The organism is Microcoleus sp. PH2017_12_PCY_D_A (assembly GCF_020738565.1).
Taxonomy (GTDB): Bacteria; Cyanobacteriota; Cyanobacteriia; order Cyanobacteriales; family Microcoleaceae; genus Microcoleus.
The window spans coordinates 15,946-32,666 of the sequence record NZ_JAEQCI010000167.1; the positions used below are offsets into that span (position 1 = coordinate 15,946).

Sequence of the window (16,721 nt, forward strand, 5' to 3'; positions counted from 1 at the left end):
TTTAACTTTTATTTAATAACCGTGAAAGTAGGGTGCGCACTGCGCACCTTACAAAACTTAATAACCTTGAAAGTAGGGTGCGCACTGCGCACCTTACAAAACTAACTTTTATTTAATAACCTTGAAAGTAGGGTGCGCACTGCGCACCTTACAAAACCGACAACTTTTAAACGAGCATTCCCGCAATACAAGCAGTCATAAAACAAGCCACAGAACCAGCAATCATCGCCCTGACGCCCAACCGAGCCAGATCGCTCTTGCGCGATGGCGCGATCGCACCAATCCCCCCAATTTGAATCCCGATAGAACCAATATTAGAAAAGCCGCACAAAGCATAAGTCGCAATAATTGCCGATCGTTCCGAAATCGCCTGTTGCTTCACCAATTCCATCAAATCCAAATAAGCAATAAACTCATTTAAAATCGTCTTCTTCCCCAAAATCACCCCAATTTTTCCGCAATCTGCCCAAGGCACGCCCATCAGCCAAGCCACCGGAGCCATCAAATAAGAAAAAAGCCCTTCCAGCGACAACCCAGGTAAACTAATCAGCCCGCCAAACCAACCCAAAAGTGCATTAAAAAATGCCAACAAACCCAAAAAAGCTATCAGCATTGCCGCCACATTTGCGGCTAACTTCAAACCGTCGCTAGCACCAGAAGCCGCAGCATCCACGGCATTAGCATAAACCCGTTCCACCTTAATTTCCACCTCGCCAGCAGTTAGGGACTTTTCTGTTTCTGGGTACAGCAATTTAGAAATAGCCAAAGCAGCAGGTGCCGACATCACCGACGCAGCAATTAAATGTTGAGGAGACACACCAAAAGAAATGTAAGCCGCCATAACTCCGCCAGCAATTGTCGCAAAACCCCCGGTCATTACAGCGTGCAGTTCCGAGAGAGTCATCGTCGCTACATAGGGTTTAATTAACAGTGGTGCTTCTGTTTGTCCGACAAAAATATTGGCAGCACAAGACAGAGTTTCTGCACCGGAAGTTTTCATGGTTTTAATCATCCCCCAAGCCACCGCCTGCACCACCCGCTGTAAAATACCGTAGTAATAAAGTAGGGTAATGAACGAAGAGAAAAAGATAATAGTCGGCAGCACTTTAAAAGCGATAAAGTGATCGGCAAATTTATCTCCAAATACGAACTTTGCCCCAGCATCAGAAAAATTGAGAAATTGAGTGACTAAATCTCCCAAAAATTTAAATAGCGCCAAACCAGGAGCAGTTTTGAGAATCAAAATTGCAAAAATTAGCTGCAAAGCAATTCCCCACAGTACGGGAGGCCACTTAACAGCGCGCCGATCGACTGAAAAGGCGTAGCACAAACCGACAAAAACCGCTAAGCCCAATACAGAAACAAGTCTTTCCATTTCAGATACATTCCGTTATAATAAAAGATTAAAGCTCAAAATTACGGCGCAGCCTAATTGCTGCTACTTTTATGCCTCTACCTATAGTTGCTATTATTGGACGCCCCAATGTAGGCAAATCGACGATCGTCAACCGTTTAGCCAACAGCCAAGACGCGATCGTCCACGACGAACCGGGAATCACGCGCGATCGCACGTACAGACCAGCATACTGGGGCGATCGCGAATATCAAATCGTAGACACAGGCGGGCTAGTATTCGACGACGAAACCGAATTTCTGCCATTAATCCGCGAACAAGCAATGGCCGCCCTCGCAGAAGCCAGCGCAGCCATTTTCGTAGTAGACGGAAAAACCGGACTCACCGGCGGCGACGAATCCATCGCCTCTTGGCTGCGGGTGCAAAAAGTCCCCGTCATTCTAGCCGTCAATAAATGCGAATCGGAAAACACAGGACTCACCCAAGCAGCAGATTTTTGGACATTGGGACTGGGAGAACCATACCCCATTTCCGGGATTCACGGTAACGGCACCGGCGAATTGCTAGACCAATTAATGACTTATCTTCCCACAGAAGTAGAGCCAGAAGTAGACGAAATAAAAGTAGCAATAATCGGTCGTCCCAACGTCGGAAAATCCAGTTTGCTAAACGCATTTCTCGGAGAAAACCGCGCCATAGTCAGCCCAATTTCCGGCACAACCCGCGACGCAATTGACACCATAGTAGAACGCAACGGCCAAACCTACCGCCTGATCGACACAGCCGGAATTCGCAAAAAGAAAAACGTCGAATACGGCGCCGAATTTTTCGGGATCAACCGCGCTTTCAAAGCCATCCGCCGCGCCGATGTCATACTGCTAGTAATCGATGCAATTGACGGCGTTACCGACCAAGATCAAAAATTAGCCGATCGCATCAGCCAAGAAGGTCGAGCCTGCATCATCGTCATCAACAAATGGGACGCCATAGAAAAAGACAACGACACTATCTACGAGTACGAAAAAACAGCAAGAACTAAACTGTATTTCCTCGACTGGGCAGAAATGATATTCGTCAGCGCCATGAGCGGACAGCGAGTTGAAAAAGTCATTGAATTAGTAGACAAAGCCTCCGACGAACACAAACGTCGCGTCGCTACCGCCGTCATCAACGAAGTCATAGAAGAAGCCACAACCTGGCACTCAGCGCCAGTTACCCGCCAAGGAAAACAAGGCAAAATTTATTACGGTACTCAAGTGCGATCGCAACCGCCAACAATTGCATTATTCGTCAACGATCCAAAACGATTCACCGAAAACTACCGCCGCTACATGGAAAGCCAATTCCGCAAACACCTCGGCTTTACAGGTACACCAATGCGGCTGCTTTGGAGAGGCAAAAAAGTGCGAGCCAGCGAAGTCAGCACAACCAACAGAGCACTGCGCGTGAAGTAATTCTAGACTTTAGATCAAAGAAAAAACGCAGTTTAATAATCAAAGCAAATTGCGTTTCTTTCTTTACTCTTCCTTCTTTCTCTTCCTTCGCGTCCTTCGCGTCTTCGCGGTTCAATAAATTAGACCTTTTGTATAAGTCATTTTTTGATACAGAAACCGCAGATATAAAGCAGACAAACACAGAGAAACGCAGATAATTTCCAGATAATTTGGGAATGAATGCAAGATGTCTATTGATATTATTAAAAATTTTAAATCGACAACATGGATTTATTGCGATCTCTCCCCATTGGACTTTACCTAGAACAACCCGTAACTTGGCTGCACAGGCTAGATTCCCGCGTTAAACTAGCCTGGTTGATGACATTTCTAATCGCGCCCATACTCGCCAATCCCATTTGGCGGTTGATGCTAGTAGTAATGTTAATCGTACTGACACTAAGCGCAGCCATTCCCTTCCGCGTCTGGAAACAGCAAATGGGGCTGCTGCTGCTATTCTGCCTTTTAGTATTTTGCCTCAGCGCGATCGCCCCCGACGCACTTCCCTCAGAACACCAGCCCCGCATCCCCGCCGACGAATTAACCTTTTCCCAACAGCCCGCAACCCTTCCACCCGCTCAAGATCCCAAACCCTGGTACAAACCTTTTAACTTAGGCTCAAAGTCTCCAACCCAAAATCCTAAAGTTCAAACCCAAAATAAACTCCCCCAACCCACAAACTACAGTTACGTTTTATTCAAAGGCGGCCCCGTTAAAATCACTCGCAAATCCTTAGATTTAGCTATCAACGTCAGCACCTTATTTTTCACAGTAATTTACAGCACCAACCTCTACCTCCTCACCACAGCCAGCGAAGAAATTACCGCCGCTATCGAAAACTTAATGCAGCCGCTGCGCCGCTTGCGCTGGCCTGTCACCGAAATTGCACTAACATTAACGTTATCTTTGCGGTTTATTCCCCTAGTATTGGAAGAAATACAAAATTTAGTGCGATCGGTCAGCACTAGAGCCATAAACTGGAAAAAACTCGGATTTCGCCGTGCTTCTCAAGTTTGGTTAATGATTGCTGAGAGGCTGTTAGAAAATTTGCTGTTACGAGCAGAACAAATGGCTAGTGCAATGACTGTTCGCGGCTTCACAAGTCCCGATCGACACCGTGTAGAATGGCATCAGTTGCACTTCAAAATCCGAGACTGGATCGCCCTCGGCTGCTTGCTCGCCCTCTGGAGCGCCCGCTTGGTTTGGGGTTGGGACAGCTAGGATTTTAGATTTTAGATTTTAGATTTTAGATTGATGGAATTTGAGATTGAAGAATTGGTTCGGGAGCATCAAGCGCAAGCTGTGCTGTTGTAGGGCGATCGTCCCCGCTCGCTTTCGGTTGTACAAGCAAGCAACACCGAACTCGCACGCATTAAAGCAAAACTGATACCAGTTTCAAACAAGAATGCAACTGTAGGTGGACTCCAAACCCATATCCAGTCAGTCATCCCCAATTCTAAAATCTAAAATCTAAAATCTAAAATCCTATGAGATGCTCGGGCGCGATCGTGCTGCTAAAGTAATGGATGCAAATATTTAGAGATCCAAGACCTTGAACATCTATCTTGGGACAGATATCGTATATGTTCCGCGCATTCAAGCTGCATTAGATCGGTTTGGCGATCGCTTCCTGGAAAAAGTTTACACCCCGGCCGAACAAAGAGACTGCGGACAACTAAATTCTCAAGACAGCAGCATTAAAGGTAAAATGAACCGAGTTTCCTGCAACCAACTAGCGGGGCGCTGGGCTGCCAAGGAAGCTGTTGTCAAGGCTCTAGGCACGGGATGGCGCGGAATACGGTATGCAGATGTGGAAATTCGGCGCTCCGAAAACGGTGTTCCTAACGTGCAACTGCACGGAACCGCCGCCACACGAGCCTCTGTTTGGGGAAATTGCCAGTGGCAGTTGAGCCTCAGTCACGATGGAGACTATAGCATGGCTACGGCGATCGCCTTTTGCACCCCGCGCGCGATCGAGCGAAACTAAAATCTAAATCTTTAATCTAATATCGATCGATTGTGAGCGTGAATGACTACCGAAACCTACCTGAACCATCCAAACTTTGGCCTCCTCTTCAGGGTATCCCAGGTTGAAGACAGCCAAGAATTATTTACCACCCTATATGCCCAGCGCCTATTTTTCTTAGTAACCAACGGCCCTGGCGGCCTCAGATTCGATCCCATCAGTCGCTCCGACGCTCGCCTCATGGTCGAAATTCGCCTGCGAACCCTCCGTCGCAGCGGTCAATATCAGGAGTACGACCAATTGCAGGCCATTCACAAGCGCACATTTCAATAGCAAAAATCGGTAATTGGCAATTGGTCATCGGTAATTGGTAACTTGGTAATTGATATCTGTCTTAATTGTCCTGCCCTCCACTCAAGAGCGCCCTGCACCCATGACCATTGCCTCTCGAATTAACAGCATTCGCCAACAGTTGCCGAAATCAGTGCGGTTAATTGCCGTTACCAAACAGGTACCGACTGATGCTATCCGCGAAGCCTACGACGCGGGCATCCGAGATTTTGGCGAGAGCAAGGTTCAAGAGACTGCCGAAAAACAAAGCCAACTGCAAGATTTGCCGGATATTAACTGGCACTTGATCGGCCACTTGCAAGCCAACAAAGCAGCAAAGGCCCTAGAGCATTTCCAGTGGATTCACTCTCTCGATAACTTAAAACTGGCTCAGCGGATTTCGCGCATAGCCGGCGAAATGTCCTGCTCCCCGCAAGTCTGCCTGCAAGTAAAAATATTGCCAGACCCCGACAAATACGGGTGGAGCGTCCCAGAACTGCTGACCCACCTGCCCGAACTCAACAAATGTCAGCATATCAAAATTCAAGGTTTGATGACAATACCTCCGATCGGATTAGATGACTCGCAAATCCTAGAATTGTTTAACAGCACCCGCGAACTTGCTGACAAAATCCAGCAGCAAAATTTGCCAAACATTCAAATGCAACAGCTCTCAATGGGGATGTCGGGAGATTATCATTTGGCAATTCAAGCAGGTGCTACTATGGTACGCGTCGGACAAACCTTATTTGGGTCTAGGAGGGGATAAAATTTTGAAATCTTCTGATAAGGACAAGTTAGGTTAAATATAGAGTAGTTAACGACCCGAGGCTAACCCGCAACGCGAGTATAGTCGGGGCAGTACAGTCGTAAAGGAGCGTGAACCATGAACATTGTGTCTAAGCTGCGAGATTTTATAGGCTTCAACAATGAGCCTGAATACGATTACGAGTACGACGAAACGGAAAGCGAGCGCTTTGGGAACGTCTACCAACCGCCTGAACCAAACGCCGCCGCCACTGCTGCTGCTACAGCAGCAGAAGAAGAACGCCGCCAAAATCGCAGAATGCGGGAGCGGTCAGTAGTAGGATCGACAGGTACGGATGTTGTTGCACCAAGCGGGGGAGTAGGATCGGTAATGAATAACGTGATTGGAATGCCTGGATCTATGAACGGGATTTCGGAAGTAGTAGTGATGGAGCCGCGCACTTTTGAAGAGATGCCGGCAGCAATTCGAGCGCTTAAAGAACGCAAATCTGTGGTTTTGAACCTGACGGTGATGGATCCAGACCAAGCGCAAAGAGCTGTGGACTTTGTGGCGGGCGGTACTTACGCCCTTGACGGTCATCAAGAGCGCATTGGCGAAAGCATTTTCTTGTTTACGCCTAGCTGCGTGCAAGTAAGAACTCAGTCTGGTGTGGTTCACGAAGTGCCCCCAGCTCAAGGACGCCCGCGCCCTGCTGCGGCTGCTCCTGCACCGACAGTCTGGCCGGCTGAACAAGCTCAATTGGCTCAGTAATCAGTTGACAGTTGACTGTTGACTGTTGACTGTTGACTGTTGGCAGTTGGCAGTTGGCAGTTGACTAATAACAATAGGACTAAAACAAAAAAAATGTCTGTTATCGGTAGTTGGTAAGGTGCGCAATGCGCACCCTACATATATAGTGTGTGCGTCGAGTACCGAACTAATAACCAGTAAGGTGCGCAGTAAGGTGCGCAATGCGCACCCTACATATATAGTGTGTGCGTCGAGTACCGAACTAATAACCAGTAAGGTGCGCATTGCGCACCCTACATATATAGTGTGTGCGTCGAGTACTAAGGTGCGCATTGCGCACCCTACATATATAGTGTGTGCGTCGAGTACCGAACTAATAACCAGTAAGGTGCGCATTGCGCACCTACATATATAGTGTGTGCGTCGAGTACCGAACTAATAACCAATAACAATAACCAATAACTAATAACCAATAACTAATAACTAATAACCAATAACTAATAACTAATAACCAATAACTAATAACTATGATAAAATTTGGTACGATCGGCGGCGGGGTAATGGGAGAAGCTCTCTTATCCCGCCTCATAGCACAAAAAGTTTATTTGCCATCAGAAATATTGGTGAGCGATCCGCAACCGCAACGGCGCGAATTTTTGACGGAAACCTACGGAATCGGAACAACAGCCAGCAATCTAGAAGTTGCTACCGCTACAGAAGTGCTGTTTTTGGCGATTAAACCGCAAATTTTTGAGAAAGTAGCTTTGGAATTGGCGGTGGCGACCGATCGCAAACAAGGAAATAATGGAGAAACAGCTAATTCTCAGCCATCCGCAGCGATCGTGTCAATTTTGGCCGGAGTTCCCCTCAGCAAGCTCGAAGCAGCCTTCCCGGGGCGCTCAGTGCTGCGGGTGATGCCAAATACTCCGGCTACGGTAGGCGCGGGAATGAGCGCGATCGCCCCGGGGAAACTCGTGCAACCGGCCCATTTAGAATTAGTCAAGCGGATGTTTCAGGCCGTGGGAGAAGTCGTAGAAGTGCCTGAAAGTATGCTGGATGCGGTGACTGGGCTTTCCGGTTCCGGGCCCGGTTATGTTGCGATTTTTATCGAAGCATTGACAGATGGCGGAGTTTGTGCTGGTTTGCCGCGGGCGATCGCCTCCCAATTAGCAATCCAAACAGTATTCGGTACAGCGAAGCTGTTGCAAGAAACAGGAATGCACCCAGCAGAATTGAAAGATCGAGTGACAAGTCCTGGCGGCACAACTATTGCCGGAATTGCTACCTTAGAAAGTAACGGCTTTCGATCGGCGCTGATCGAAGCAGTGAAAGCAGCTTGTTTGCGCTCTCAAGAATTAGGGAAATAACAGCAGAGAATTTAAATGGCTTATAGCGAATTCAGCCTAAAGTAACTTGTCAAGCAATTCGACTTAACTCTCCAGGAAAATCAAGATTTATTTGCTCATATACAGAAATCCTAAGTCATTTGTATAATTATTGTAGGGGCAAACCCCCCGTGGTTGCCGGCTTTGGCTGGGGTAGGCACTCTTGGCACTACCCCTACATATTTGTACTCCTGCAAGGATTGCTATATATGACTTTTATGAACTCAAAGCTATGAATTTTATGAAGTAAATTAATGAATATTATGAATTGACTTTGAGAGTAATTCATTTAATGATGTTGACATCGGATGAAATTATTAGCGAGCAAGGAGAAACTTGTGGTGTACATCCAAAGCTACGACATCATACAGGAAAGTTTTGGTGAAGAAGTATACTCTCAAATCAAAGTAGAGTGGCTATTTGGAGATCAATTACCTGATTTGGTAGAGATTTATATTGGATCAACAAAATCTCAGGTGAGAATTGTGAACTGTGAGAGGAGTGTTACACTTCTTGCACCTAGAAGGGAAATGGTTAAGGTTAGAGTCTGTCCTCGTTTAATATCTTCTCAAACAGATGGACATTATGTTTTTAAGGAGACCATGCCCTATAACCGGATGCAAGCGGAAGAGGTACATTGGGAAACCTTTTGCTTGACAGGTTATCTACGCACGTGTTGAAAAGATACCGATGAATTTCTGATCGGATGAAATTGAGGAGATCCTGATGAGCCAAAGTAATGATTACCAAGCCGAATTACAAATATGGCAGACCCACTTAGCAAATGCCCAATTGATAGGCGATCGCGATTTTGAAGCTACTGCATTCACAAATATTGGTGCTATTCATGCTTTCCTAAATCAATATCTCAGAGCCATTGAGTTTTATCATTTAGGACTCAATCTGTTCAGAGAGATGAGAGATAGGCGTCAGGAAGTCTGGGTATTGAACAACATCGGTACAGCCTATAAGAACCTTAATCAGTACGACAAAGCTGTAGAAGCTTACCAAAATGCGATTACTGTTTCTCAATTAGAAGGAACACTTATTCGAGAGGGTTGGGTATTAAAAAATCTTGGTCATACTTATCTCTCGATGTCTCAACATGATAAGGCGATTGAAGTTTTTCAGAAGGCAGTTATGGTCTTTCGGGTAACGAATAGTACAGAGGAAGAAGCTGATGTGCTGAAGCTTTTACAAGAAGTTCAATAGACATCTCCAATAACTCTTGTGGGGCGGGTATCTTGCCTGCCTTTTACAGGCAGCTCTTCCGACAACTTGGGGTATAATGTACCTATCGCTACATTATACTCCTCTGACTAGATATGGATTTTAATCTAGATAATTTATTGAATTTGCAGAATGTTACTGTTTTTGGTTATTCAAGAGAATTATAATTTATTATTTAAAATTTACACTTGATTAATGAATGTATTATCTGCTAAGCATTACTTATCACCTTAGCTACGAGAGAGCAGTAAGGAAGTTGTAATCGGAATTGAGATCAATCGCTAGCTGCTGTTTCCAATTTCTCCCCCAGTCTCGGTTCCGTACCGTTCAACAAACGCTGAATGTTGCTGCGATGCCGCACAATCACAAATACACCGCCCGCAAGTCCAAACAATACATAAGCCAGCGGCTGATGTAATGCAAACATCAATCCAGAAACGCTAATTGCTCCGATAATCGAGCTTAAAGAAACAATTCGCGACACCGCAAAAACTATTCCAAAAATCCCGAAAGTTCCCAAACCAACTGGCCAGTACAAACCGAGCAAAACTCCCAAACTTGTAGCGACAGATTTACCGCCGGTAAACCCCAGCCAGATAGATTTGCTGTGTCCCAAAACAGCACACAAACCTGCTAAAGTTGCCATCCAAGGGATGATTGTTGCAGTATTTTCTACACCGGCGGCGATCGCTAGCTGACTGGTAAAATCTAGAGAGTAGATGTAGCGGATCAGGACGATCGCACTTACGCCCTTCAACACATCAACCAGCAACACCGCCAACCCCGGCCCCTTTCCCAAAGTCCTGAGTACATTAGTCGCCCCCGTCGAACCAGAACCTACTTCCCGAATATCAATCCCCAGCATCCATTTACCGAAGGCATACCCAGTCGGAATCGAACCCAGCAAGTAAGCTGCGATTAACAATGCGCCATTTAAAACTATCCAGCTAGCCATATTTTGATTTGAGATTTGTTGTACTTTGAAAGTTTGTCACTGTTTCATACCTGGACGCAGAAACACTACTTGTAGGGTGCGCATTGCGCACCTTACTACCAGAAACACTACTTGTAGGGTGCGCATTGCGCACCTTACTACTACCAATTACCTATCATCAATTCCTATCAAATTCGGTTAATTTACACCTTAATTTCTTCAGTCCGCGCAGGCGGACTTTGTTTGTATAGCCGCGAATTCTATTCGCCGGGAATTCATGGTATTAAATAAAGCCTGATTTAATCTCAAAAATCCTTAGGACTCATCAAACTTTGCGGATCGGGAGCAAAGGCCAGCCACAGCGGAAATTGCAGCATCGACAAACTAATTAAATCCTCAGTTTCATCAATCAAAATTAACGGCAACTTGCCATCTCTCACCAGTCGATCGGCTTTTTGAGCCAAAGCCTCCGCAGACTCAAACATAATAATGCCACCTTCCGGGCCAAAATCGGTGCGAGTAATCCCCAAACAATCCTGCAAACCCCGGCGCCACTCTCCCAAACGTTCGGGACTGTTCGCCAGCACCAATGTCCGCACCCGTCCGCCGTAGACGCTTCTGAGTACAGAAATAATGGTTGAACTAATCAAGATATTTTGCAACCGCGAACCCATAGTCCGCAATGCGCCCCTTCCTCCTTGGGTGAAAAACCAGTTAGAAACTCGTTCCGCGTGGATGGGTTCAAAGGTGCGCCGGAGTTGCCAAGGCGGGCCGTAATAGTCGGGGAGAGTGCGATATTGGTCTAGGGTGCGGCGAATTTGTTTGGCTTGTTCTTGAAATCCTTGTTCGGCAAATCTGGGATTTACCGGGGAAGAGGATTGAGACTCCTCAACAGAGATTTGCTTGGAAGTTTCTTGCACCGGCGGCGTCATATCTAAGAGTTCGGCGGTAGCTGCTAAATCCTGCAAACTGCCGACTAGATAGTCTTTGAAACCTTGAACTCTGATTGCTAAATCTTGGGAAACTCCGGCGAAAGTAGTTCGCATTTCCTTTTGAATTCGATCGCGCCTGCGTTCGAGTTTTTCTACTTCAATTTGCAGCGCTTGTTTGCGATGATCTAGCTGTATCAAGCCGTCTTGTACCAAACGCCCGATCGATGCTTGAGCGGAGCCCAATGCTTCCTGCGCCTTAGCTTTGTCGGCTTCCAAGCTGGCAATTCTTGCGGTCAAATCTTGTTCTTGCTGCTGCAATGCTTTGACTCGCTCTGCCAAATTTTCGGTAACATTTTCTGGTACGGGCGTTACCGTTTCTGCGGTTGTTGTGGGCTGCGAGTCTGTTTCTGGCGAACTTTGCTCGATCGCACTTTCAGAATCGCCACCGTCTGTTTCTGGCTCTATTTGAGCGATATCGCCCGGTTCGTCCACCACAGGGGTAATTTGGGGATTTTCCTCGCCCCAGGGGTCTGTTTCGGGCAGAATTTGGGATGTGAGCTCGTTTTGGGCGATCGACAATTCCCGTATTTGAGATGGCAATTGGTTTTCCGTCTCATTCACGGGTAAAGTTGCTTCGCCGTCAGCGGCTGGTTGCGATCGCGGTTTTTGGGTGGGAAATTCGTCTGAATTCATGGGAAATTTATTCGGCGTGGGGCACAGAAGAAGTTAAAAATTAAAAATTAACAACTTGTTTGGTCTTGACGGGGACAGCGCTGTTCTAAGCAGGTCTGTAGCATTTTAGGATCGAACAGAACCGGCAGAAAGTGAATGCTGTTAATTTCTTTGAAGTAGAACAAAATCGGCACAGCGGGCCAAAATATCCGCCAATTTTGCCATTCTCGGAAAGGAAACTTGCGGATTAAGTTTTGCGATCGATAAATGTCCAAATCCGTTGGAGTAAACTGTAGTCGGATCGTGGCCGCTTGGTACATCAGAAACAAGCCGAACAGCGCCAGGGGCAAACTCACCCACTTCTGCACGAACAGCAGCGGTACAGCCGCCAGTACCAAGACGAGGGGAATCGCATAACTCGGGGCGAGTTCGATCGTATCTGTGGGCGCAGTCCCAGAGGTAGTTGTAGTCACGGGTTTAAATCAGGGGTAGATAAAGTAATGTTGCCAATTATTTATATTTTATCCGTTTCCTAGCTTACAGGCCTTTGAGCACGCTAGAGCCAGTACCCTGAAACATCAGCCAAGTCAGAAAAAAGTTAACAATAAAAATAGCCAGCAAAGAAGTTACCACCGCCGTGGTAGTAGATTGTCCCACGCCTTTGGCCCCGCCGGTAGTCGTCAAACCCCAGCTAGTGCCGATGACAGCAATCAAACCACCGAACGCAAAAGCCTTAATAGCAGCGCTGCAAATGTCCCACAGAGTCAGGAAATGGCGGACTGATTCTAAAAACACATTTTGAGAGATGCCGTACATTGTCGTCGCAATCAGCAGCCCGCCGGCGATGCCCGTGACGAGGGACAATATTGTCAGAATTGGCAGCATCAAGCAGCAAGCTAAAACGCGGGGAATTACTAAATAGTCGATCGGGTCTGTTCTGAGCATCAGCATGGCATCTATCTGCTCTGTGACTTGCATCGTGCCGATTTCCGCCGCAAAAGCCGAACCGACCCGTCCTGTCACGATTACGGCTGTTAACACCGGGCCGAGTTCGCGAGTCAAAGACAAAGCCAAAACCCCGCCGACAACATTGCCCGCACCCAGGTTAATAAACTCCCTCGCTACCTGAACCGTAAATACCATGCCGACAAAACCCGCTGTCAGCAAAGCAATCAGCAGCGATTCCGGGCCGACTGCTGCCATTTGATCTAGGGTGTTGCGGCGGTGAATTTTGCCTCTCAGCAAGTGCAGCATGACTTGGCCGCCCAATAAAATGGCTGCCAGTAACCGCTGACTCCACAAACTGAGGCTCGATGGTGTAGTTGTGCTCAAGGGACTTTGACTGTAGAACAACTGCAAAAATGAAATCTATCTACAAATCTTAAACAAGTTTCTTCTCTAAGATTTAAGATTTCTGACAGAATTGGCCACTGAGGGCGATCGCTGCCTATCGTAGAAAAGGACAAGTTTATTTTACTTGCACCTTTCGGCAGTTTAGCTGAATTTACTGACTGTTGTCACTAACCCCAGCCTGAAGGCATGGGGCTTGAAAGAGGAAGATTCACCGCCTTCTTAATTCAAGACTAAAACAGTGTCTAGCCTGCGTTTTTAAGACAAACTGAGCCATCTGGGAGTGGTATCCCACCAGACGTTAATAATGCCTCCCTAGTTTTTAACCTCTCCGATGTGCCAGTGGCGAAGGGAAATATATACCTAGAAATAGGACTTACCGTAAATGTTTGTACCTGTTGTCAACAGTGATAATAGACCGTTAATGCCGACTACCAACGCCCGTGCCAAGCGTTGGATTAAGTCGGGTAAGGCAACGTCATTCTGGAAAAAGGGAGTATTTTGCGTCCGACTAAATGCAGAACCTTCAAACCACAACTATCAGCCCATTGGGGTAGGAATCGATCCAGGTAGCAAGCGCGAAGGGTTTACCGTAAAATCCAAATCGCATACCTACTTAAACATCCAAACTCATGCCGTTGATTGGGTAAAATACCGAGTTGAAGTAAGGCGAAATATGCGACGCTCTCGTCGGTTTCGGAACACGCCATGCCGTCAAAGTCGAGCTAACAGGTTGGTTAACAAAAATAGAATTCCCCCATCTACTAAGTCGAGATGGCAGTGGAAGTTAAGGATAGTTAATTGGTTGGCGTTAATGTTTCCGTTATCAACATTTGTTGTGGAGGACATCAAAGTGCCAACCTGGAAAAACGGACGTAAGTGGAACGTATCGTTTAGTCCTTTGGAAGTGGGCAAGCACTGGTTTTACGACCAACTCAGAAAGATTGCCCATCTTGAAATTAGATCGGGAAACGATACTTACGAACTGCGTCAAGATTTAGGACTCAAGAAATCCAAACAGAAGCTATCAAACAAGTTTTCAGCACATTGTGTTGATTCTTGGGTATTAGCTAATTGGTACGCGGCAGGACATATTCAACCCGATAACTCATCGCTAATTGAGATTGTCCCCCTTGAATTTCATCGCAGACAACTCCATCGCTTGCAACATTCTATCGGTCATATTCGGAGTCGATATGGCGGAACTATGAGTGCGGGGTTTAAACGCGGTTCAATCGTTAAACACCCTAAACATGGGTTCTGTTACGTTGGAGGCTGGCAAGAGTCGCCAACAAAAAAAGACCCGTACCGAAAAAGAATTAGCTTGCACGAGTTAAAAACTGACAAGCGTTTAACTCAAAACACATCGCCTTGTGATTGTAAATTTTTGTCCTACAACTCGTGGCGTATTGCGAATTAAATTGTAAAGCCGTCCTAGAAGGACGGGGTTTCAAACCCATTTTTCTGATGAGCATATTTCCTAATTTTCTTCGCTCTTTACTGCTGACGGGCCTCTTGAGCTTTGTCGCTCCCTTATTGTTAATCGGCGCGGGATTGACTAGCTTTTCGTTAATCGCTCTTGTGCCTGCTCTGCAAGCAGTCGGTCGTTCTGGAGAAGACCAGATTTTGCAGTTCTTAGCCACTTTTGGCAGCGGCTGTCCTCTCCAGGGATTTTTGGTGATTGGTCTAGCTTTTGGTTTGGTGGGTGCTTTGTTTGATACCTACGCTGCTTATCAGCATTCCCGGTGGGGTTAATTGTGTTTCGATTTTATATCTGGGATTTGAGATTTTAGGTCGGTAATTCTCGATCGCATCTAAAATCTCAAATTTTTGGTTGCTGTGCATCGAATCGCGCCACCTCCAGCGAAAAATTCTCGATCGAAGTTCCTCCTCCTTTGATTCATCAGCCCTTGTTAATTCTCAAAGCTCAAAGCTCAAATCCTTTGGCTGCCTCAGCATTAACCATCGCAAATGTTCGGAAATGCGATCGGCAAATTCCAGAAAACCGAATCCCCCTGTTTCGGGATATTGAATATATTAGATACAGGTTGAATCAAGTGTTTCTCAACCTTTAGAAACAGAAGAGATTTGAGGTATCAATTATGGCACTTATTCGTTGGGAACCTTTGCGGGAAATGGACTCCTTGCAGCGAGAAATGAATCGGTTGTTTGATAGCTTGACGCCGACTACCGATCGCGCATCTAACGGTGTGGCTTTTGTACCCCCCGCCGAACTCGATGACACCCCCGAAGCCATCCACCTTAAGTTAGAAATTCCGGGCATGGAAGCTAAGGATTTGGACGTACAAGTAACCGCAGAAGCTGTTGCGATTAGTGGCGAAAGGCGATCGCAAACCAAGACCGAAGATAAAGGCATAACTCGCTCAGAGTTCCGCTACGGTTCCTTCCGCCGGGTAATTCCCCTACCCGCACGAGTTCAAAATGACAGCGTACAAGCTGAGTACAAAAATGGGGTTTTAAACCTGACTTTGCCTAAAGCGGAAGCGGAAAAGAACCGCGTAGTGAAAGTTGAACTCGGCTAATCAATAATTGTCGGCTAATTGCTGATAGGGCGTGCGGTGCGCGCCCTATTTGCTTTGGCGGGTCGGGCGGCAGATTCTCCAACCGTGCTAAACTAAAACCAGCAATGGTTGGTGAGGAAACTTGGCACTGCCGAATCAGGGAGTGGGAGAAAATGGAACTGCATCTGAGTTTGGAGACTTAACCGGGATGACTCGCGAACAAGTCGATGACTTTTTGCGCGGATTGGGTGCAGAAATCAGGCCGACTAAAGGTGGTTATCTTGAATACGAGTTTGCCGATCGTTCGCGAGTCAATATTCGTACTGATGGTGAAGTTATACGAACCCCAGCGCCTAGATACGGTTCAGATGGAAGAAAAATAAACAAAGGTTTACGTCTTGATAAAGACGGCAGCTTGGTCAAAACACGCGATGAGTTTGGCAACCAAATTCTGGGGACACACAATACGGGAGAAAAAGTGAGGGATTAATATGCCGGATGACTACAACTTGCTTAATTTAGGTGAACTGACATCCCTAGTAACCAATGTCAATGTCTCTTTCTGGGGAAATGAAATTGTATTTGAATGTATTTACGATCCTACAGGGGAGCGATTGCCTTATACTATCGTATTTCATGACTGCCGAGATATCAGTTGGGAGGTTTTCCATCCAGAAGATGTACAAGATCCAGAAGCTGATTTGATTGGCATTCATTTGGGGGAAGACGCGCACCGAAAAGCAGCTTTAATCCATACGGATATTTTTGAAATTTCAATTCTGTATGGCAGTTTCTGTATTCATAAGGGAGAAGACCTAAATTCTGAAATAACAAATTTAGCCACAGAGGTTTTAGTATCACAAGCAACCGCAGTCTTGTAGCAATTTAAAAGTATCGCGCCGTTAAAGTGCAAATCGGTTAGTAATTTTATGTGTAATATAACTATTATGAGGTTCGTAGTGAGGACTTCAGTCCGCAAAAAAAGAGAGGACTGAAGTCCTTACTACAAACCTGGTTAGAAAAGGTTAGTAGTGAGGACTTCAGTCCGCAAAAAA

General features: G+C 46.3%; 20 protein-coding genes. 14 read left to right on the plus strand and 6 right to left on the minus strand.

Annotated elements, in window-relative coordinates; genetic code table 11:
• Nucleotides 1-166 precede the first annotated feature (166 nt).
• On the minus strand, nt 167-1,375 hold the full coding sequence (locus JGK39_RS30625; RefSeq protein ID WP_293261163.1) for a NupC/NupG family nucleoside CNT transporter: 1,209 nt from the start codon (nt 1,373-1,375) through the stop codon (nt 167-169).
• 71 nt (nt 1,376-1,446) lie between these two features.
• On the opposite strand from JGK39_RS30625, the gene der reads away from it, so the two are divergent.
• Entirely contained in the window at nt 1,447-2,808 is a 1,362-nt protein-coding gene (gene der, locus JGK39_RS30630) for a ribosome biogenesis GTPase Der (protein ID WP_293261160.1), read from the plus strand.
• Nucleotides 2,809-3,072: 264 nt separating this feature from the next.
• Entirely contained in the window at nt 3,073-4,068 is a 996-nt protein-coding gene (locus JGK39_RS30635; RefSeq protein WP_293261157.1) for an energy-coupling factor transporter transmembrane protein EcfT, read from the plus strand.
• 68 nt (nt 4,069-4,136) lie between these two features.
• On the opposite strand, the gene JGK39_RS30640 is transcribed toward JGK39_RS30635, so the two are convergent.
• Nucleotides 4,137-4,295, minus strand: a complete 159-nt coding sequence (locus tag JGK39_RS30640; RefSeq protein WP_293261154.1) for a hypothetical protein — start codon at nt 4,293-4,295, stop codon at nt 4,137-4,139.
• Nucleotides 4,296-4,399: 104 nt separating this feature from the next.
• Between JGK39_RS30640 and acpS the strand changes: the two genes are divergently transcribed.
• The 6 genes from acpS to JGK39_RS30670 all read left to right on the plus strand — a co-directional run bounded on the left by acpS (nt 4,400) and on the right by JGK39_RS30670 (nt 9,238).
• Nucleotides 4,400-4,834 (plus strand): holo-ACP synthase, encoded by a 435-nt coding sequence (gene acpS / locus JGK39_RS30645; RefSeq protein ID WP_293261151.1) that lies wholly within the window; start codon nt 4,400-4,402, stop codon nt 4,832-4,834.
• 42 nt (nt 4,835-4,876) lie between these two features.
• Nucleotides 4,877-5,146 carry a transcriptional coactivator PipX gene (pipX, locus tag JGK39_RS30650; RefSeq protein WP_293261148.1) on the plus strand — a complete coding sequence of 90 codons (270 nt, stop codon included), beginning with the start codon at nt 4,877-4,879 and terminating at the stop codon, nt 5,144-5,146.
• A gap of 100 nt (nt 5,147-5,246) precedes the next feature.
• On the plus strand, nt 5,247-5,912 hold the full coding sequence (locus JGK39_RS30655) for a YggS family pyridoxal phosphate-dependent enzyme (protein WP_293261145.1): 666 nt from the start codon (nt 5,247-5,249) through the stop codon (nt 5,910-5,912).
• A 117-nt stretch (nt 5,913-6,029) separates the two neighbouring features.
• Entirely contained in the window at nt 6,030-6,662 is a 633-nt protein-coding gene (locus JGK39_RS30660) for a cell division protein SepF (RefSeq protein WP_293261142.1), read from the plus strand.
• A 500-nt stretch (nt 6,663-7,162) separates the two neighbouring features.
• The gene (gene proC / locus JGK39_RS30665; RefSeq protein ID WP_293261234.1) at nt 7,163-8,008 is read left to right on the plus strand and encodes a pyrroline-5-carboxylate reductase; all 846 of its coding nucleotides are present in this window, start codon (nt 7,163-7,165) and stop codon (nt 8,006-8,008) included.
• Between the two features lie 744 nt (nt 8,009-8,752).
• Nucleotides 8,753-9,238: a tetratricopeptide repeat protein gene (locus tag JGK39_RS30670; protein ID WP_293261139.1), complete on the plus strand. Its 486-nt coding sequence runs from the start codon at nt 8,753-8,755 to the stop codon at nt 9,236-9,238.
• A gap of 292 nt (nt 9,239-9,530) precedes the next feature.
• Here JGK39_RS30670 and plsY read toward each other — a convergent pair whose 3' ends face one another.
• The 4 genes from plsY to JGK39_RS30690 form a co-directional block, all read right to left on the minus strand.
• The gene (gene plsY / locus JGK39_RS30675; protein WP_293261136.1) at nt 9,531-10,211 is read right to left on the minus strand and encodes a glycerol-3-phosphate 1-O-acyltransferase PlsY; all 681 of its coding nucleotides are present in this window, start codon (nt 10,209-10,211) and stop codon (nt 9,531-9,533) included.
• A gap of 284 nt (nt 10,212-10,495) precedes the next feature.
• Nucleotides 10,496-11,815, minus strand: coding sequence for a DUF3086 domain-containing protein (locus JGK39_RS30680; RefSeq protein ID WP_293298591.1), 1,320 nt, complete (start codon nt 11,813-11,815; stop codon nt 10,496-10,498).
• 47 nt (nt 11,816-11,862) lie between these two features.
• Nucleotides 11,863-12,267 (minus strand): DUF3119 family protein, encoded by a 405-nt coding sequence (locus JGK39_RS30685; protein WP_293298594.1) that lies wholly within the window; start codon nt 12,265-12,267, stop codon nt 11,863-11,865.
• Between the two features lie 64 nt (nt 12,268-12,331).
• The gene (locus tag JGK39_RS30690) at nt 12,332-13,126 is read right to left on the minus strand and encodes an MlaE family lipid ABC transporter permease subunit (RefSeq protein WP_293261128.1); all 795 of its coding nucleotides are present in this window, start codon (nt 13,124-13,126) and stop codon (nt 12,332-12,334) included.
• A gap of 403 nt (nt 13,127-13,529) precedes the next feature.
• Here JGK39_RS30690 and JGK39_RS30695 point away from each other — a divergent pair, with 403 nt between their 5' ends.
• From JGK39_RS30695 to JGK39_RS30720, 6 genes are all read left to right on the plus strand, one after another.
• Complete coding sequence (locus JGK39_RS30695) at nt 13,530-14,564, plus strand: RRXRR domain-containing protein (protein WP_293261126.1); 1,035 nt, start codon at nt 13,530-13,532, stop codon at nt 14,562-14,564.
• 47 nt (nt 14,565-14,611) lie between these two features.
• Entirely contained in the window at nt 14,612-14,899 is a 288-nt protein-coding gene (locus JGK39_RS30700) for a hypothetical protein (RefSeq protein ID WP_293261124.1), read from the plus strand.
• Nucleotides 14,900-15,039: 140 nt separating this feature from the next.
• Nucleotides 15,040-15,219, plus strand: coding sequence for a hypothetical protein (locus tag JGK39_RS30705; RefSeq protein ID WP_293261122.1), 180 nt, complete (start codon nt 15,040-15,042; stop codon nt 15,217-15,219).
• Between the two features lie 27 nt (nt 15,220-15,246).
• A complete protein-coding gene (locus tag JGK39_RS30710; protein WP_293261120.1) occupies nt 15,247-15,687 on the plus strand; it encodes an Hsp20/alpha crystallin family protein in 441 nt (146 codons plus the stop codon).
• Between the two features lie 121 nt (nt 15,688-15,808).
• The gene (locus tag JGK39_RS30715; RefSeq protein WP_293261118.1) at nt 15,809-16,156 is read left to right on the plus strand and encodes a hypothetical protein; all 348 of its coding nucleotides are present in this window, start codon (nt 15,809-15,811) and stop codon (nt 16,154-16,156) included.
• A gap of 1 nt (nt 16,157) precedes the next feature.
• Entirely contained in the window at nt 16,158-16,547 is a 390-nt protein-coding gene (locus JGK39_RS30720; protein ID WP_293261116.1) for a hypothetical protein, read from the plus strand.
• The last annotated feature ends 174 nt before the right edge of the window (nt 16,548-16,721 follow it).

Coding starts and splice junctions, on each gene's coding strand:
- JGK39_RS30700 (WP_293261124.1), top strand. CDS start 14,612: ATGAGCATATTTCCTAATTTTCTTCGCTCTTTACTGCTGACGGGCCTC.
- JGK39_RS30695 (WP_293261126.1), top strand. CDS start 13,530: ATGTTTGTACCTGTTGTCAACAGTGATAATAGACCGTTAATGCCGACT.
- plsY (WP_293261136.1), bottom strand. CDS start 10,211: ATGGCTAGCTGGATAGTTTTAAATGGCGCATTGTTAATCGCAGCTTAC.
- pipX (WP_293261148.1), top strand. CDS start 4,877: ATGACTACCGAAACCTACCTGAACCATCCAAACTTTGGCCTCCTCTTC.
- JGK39_RS30710 (WP_293261120.1), top strand. CDS start 15,247: ATGGCACTTATTCGTTGGGAACCTTTGCGGGAAATGGACTCCTTGCAG.
- JGK39_RS30720 (WP_293261116.1), top strand. CDS start 16,158: ATGCCGGATGACTACAACTTGCTTAATTTAGGTGAACTGACATCCCTA.
- JGK39_RS30660 (WP_293261142.1), top strand. CDS start 6,030: ATGAACATTGTGTCTAAGCTGCGAGATTTTATAGGCTTCAACAATGAG.
- JGK39_RS30680 (WP_293298591.1), bottom strand. CDS start 11,815: ATGAATTCAGACGAATTTCCCACCCAAAAACCGCGATCGCAACCAGCC.
- JGK39_RS30625 (WP_293261163.1), bottom strand. CDS start 1,375: ATGGAAAGACTTGTTTCTGTATTGGGCTTAGCGGTTTTTGTCGGTTTG.
- JGK39_RS30640 (WP_293261154.1), bottom strand. CDS start 4,295: ATGACTGACTGGATATGGGTTTGGAGTCCACCTACAGTTGCATTCTTG.
- JGK39_RS30635 (WP_293261157.1), top strand. CDS start 3,073: ATGGATTTATTGCGATCTCTCCCCATTGGACTTTACCTAGAACAACCC.
- JGK39_RS30655 (WP_293261145.1), top strand. CDS start 5,247: ATGACCATTGCCTCTCGAATTAACAGCATTCGCCAACAGTTGCCGAAA.
- der (WP_293261160.1), top strand. CDS start 1,447: ATGCCTCTACCTATAGTTGCTATTATTGGACGCCCCAATGTAGGCAAA.
- JGK39_RS30670 (WP_293261139.1), top strand. CDS start 8,753: ATGAGCCAAAGTAATGATTACCAAGCCGAATTACAAATATGGCAGACC.